Genomic DNA, 3,063 nt, shown 5'->3' on the forward strand with positions numbered 1-3,063 from the left:
GATTTAGGAATATTTAATATTCTTGTATAATTTTTTAAATAAAAGTTATACAAGTTACTTATCTTTTCCAAATTTACACAAAATTATTTACAGTATCCTTTTAGTTTGTTTTACTTATATACCTATATGATAGGTCTTTTTGCTAATCTAGTTCTAATTAATAGTTAGAGTTTCATAATTTTTTAGTATAGTTTTGTGGTTTTAGAAATACCTAAATCCTTTATTGAATTATTCTTTATGAAATGATTTATAGTGAATTTATTATCCTGAATATGTATTCAAAGAAAATAGATTTGTGTAGTAAATCATTTTGTGAGGTATTAAATGTCCTGCTAATACTTTTAGAATCAATGATCGTATCTTGTTTAGTATGTTTTAAGCATCTTAAATTCTTTTTTGTATAATTTATATATAGAAAAATTGAATTGAGATAATGAGTATCAAAAATTTTCTTAATTCACACTATGCGACTAAAAAATATTTTTCATATGTATATAGACATTAATGATTAATTATTCACCTTCGAGTTCTTATATTACAACAAATTATTCAGGTAATTTAGAAAGTCAAAATTGTAGATATATAAGCTTTATACCTCTCTCATATAGAGATATTAAGAAAAAAAGCTGCTCACAATAAGTAAGAAATGATATAAAAAATAAAGCAAAAAGCTTTATAATTAAATTTATGAGTAAGACACAAGAATATAATGCTAATAGTATACAACAACTAAAAGGGTTAGAAGCTGTAAGAAAAAGACCAGGAATGTACATCGGGGGAACTGATGTACATGGTTTACATCACCTTGTTTGAGAAATTGTTGATAATGCAATTGATGAAGCATTAGCAGGATATGCAAACAATATAGATGTTATCCTACACGAAGATGATTCAGTTGAAGTTATTGATAATGGACGTGGAATTCCTGTTGATAAAATGAAGGGACAAAACCGTACAGCTGTCGAATTAATTTTTACTGAACTTCATGCTGGTGGTAAGTTTAATTCAGGAGCTTATAAAACTTCTGGTGGGCTTCACGGTGTTGGTTCTTCTGTTGTTAATGCTTTATCAACTAAATTAATAGCCACTGTTGCTAGAGATAAAAAAGTTTATGAAACTGTATTTCAACAAGATACCATATTAGTTCACACTCACGAAATCGGAGTAAGTAAAAGTAATTGAACTTCTATTCGCTTCTGACCCGATTATGCGTTCTTCAAGCGTGCTAAATTAAGTTTTGATAAGATTTCTGAAAGATTAAAGGAAAGTTCTTTCTTAATTTCAAACTTAAAAATCACACTTGATGATCGGAAAAATAATAAAAAAGAAGTTTATGAATATTCAAAAGGACTTGAATCATTCTTAAACTTCATAAATGATTCTAAAATTAGTATTACGCCACCTGTTTCTTATAAGGATAGTAAAAAAGACATTGAAGTGGATTTTGCTTTCCAATGAACTGATTCATATAATGAAATTATTTTAAGTTTTGTTAATAATGTTAAAACACGTGATGGTGGAACTCACGAAATGGGGCTTAAGTCTGCTTTTACTAAGACATTTAATGAGTTTGCGATTCGTGAAGGAATTATTAAAAATGGTAAATTGTTTGATGGGGATGATATTAGAGAAGGACTTTCTTGTGTTATCTCACTTAAGATTCCTGAAAATTTACTTGAATTTGTAGGACAAACAAAAGATAAATTAGGAACTCCTGAAGCGAAAAATGTTGTAGAAGAAGTCGTTTCTAAATATTTAGAAATTTGAATAAATGAAAATAAAACTTTAGCTAAAGATGTTTTAGATAAAGTTAAAAGAGCTTATGAACTAAGAATGGAAGAACGTAAGCTACGTGAAGAAAGCAGAAAAACTAAAAAGATCGCTAGTGAAAAATTAATCTTAAGCGATAAGTTAACTCCTGCAACTTCTAAAAATTCAGATGAAAAAGAATTATTCTTAGTCGAAGGGGATTCTGCTGGTGGAAGTGCCAAAAGTGGTCGCGATAGAAAATTCCAAGCAATTTTACCTTTAAGAGGAAAGGTAATTAACTCTGAAAAGAAAAAGATAAGCGAAGTGTTAAAGAATATAGAAATTAGCACCATCATTAATACAATAGGTGCTGGCTTTGGAAAAGACTTTGATTTAGAAAAAGCACAATATAATAAAATTATTATTATGACTGACGCTGACACGGACGGAGCACATATTCAAGTTTTACTATTGACTTTCTTCTATCGTTTCATGAAACAATTAATTGAAAAAGGTCGCGTTTATATTGCACTTCCCCCTTTATATAAGGTTAGTGGTAAAACATCTAAGAAAATTCAATATGCTTGAGATGAAGAACAATTGAAAGATATCTTAGAAACTATTAAAGAACCATATGAATTACAAAGATATAAAGGTCTTGGGGAAATGAATGCTGATCAATTATGAGAAACTACAATGGATCCTAAAACAAGAACTTTAATTCAAGCAACTATAGAAGATGCTTCACTTGCAGAAAGAAGAGTTAGTGTGCTAATGGGAGAAAATGCTGAGTTCAGAAAAGACTGAATTGATAATAATGTAGATTTTTCAAATGAAGATGATTTTTTCGAACAAGTTTTATAAAAAATATTTTTTTGTTATAATAAAAGCAATTTAATTTATAATAATCTCGATAATCGATTTTAATTAGCTAACTAAAGAAAGGATTATTTATGTCAAGAAGAGATGTTCTAACAGGAAAAGGACCTCAATCAGGAAACAAACGTTCTCATGCCTTAAATGCAACAAAGAGAAAATTTAATCCTAACTTACAAAAAGTAAGAGTAATGATTGATGGTCAAAAAATGACACTTAAAGTTAGTGCGAAAACACTAAAGACTTTAAAAAATAAAGGAATGATATAGTATATAAATCATTCGTTCGAACGATAATAAAAAAATACCAAAAAAGGTATTTTTTTATTTTGTCTTTTAAAAATCTGTTATATAATAATATCGCTTGTTAAGTAAACAAGACAAAAAGTTCTTTGAAAACTAGATATATACAATGTACATGACAGTCAATTTTTTCGAG

At 28.1% G+C, this 3,063-nt stretch carries 2 protein-coding genes; both read left to right on the forward strand.

What is annotated here, in order from left to right:
• Nucleotides 1-687: 687 nt before the first annotated feature.
• Entirely contained in the window at nucleotides 688-2,613 is a 1,926-nt protein-coding gene (parE, locus tag ACX1M8_RS03450; protein WP_458835438.1) for a DNA topoisomerase IV subunit B, read from the forward strand.
• Between the two features lie 89 nt (nucleotides 2,614-2,702).
• A complete protein-coding gene (gene rpmB, locus ACX1M8_RS03455) occupies nucleotides 2,703-2,894 on the forward strand; it encodes a 50S ribosomal protein L28 (RefSeq protein ID WP_458616409.1) in 192 nt (63 codons plus the stop codon).
• Nucleotides 2,895-3,063: the final 169 nt, after the last annotated feature.

The organism is Mycoplasma tracheobuteonis (genome assembly GCF_054456995.1).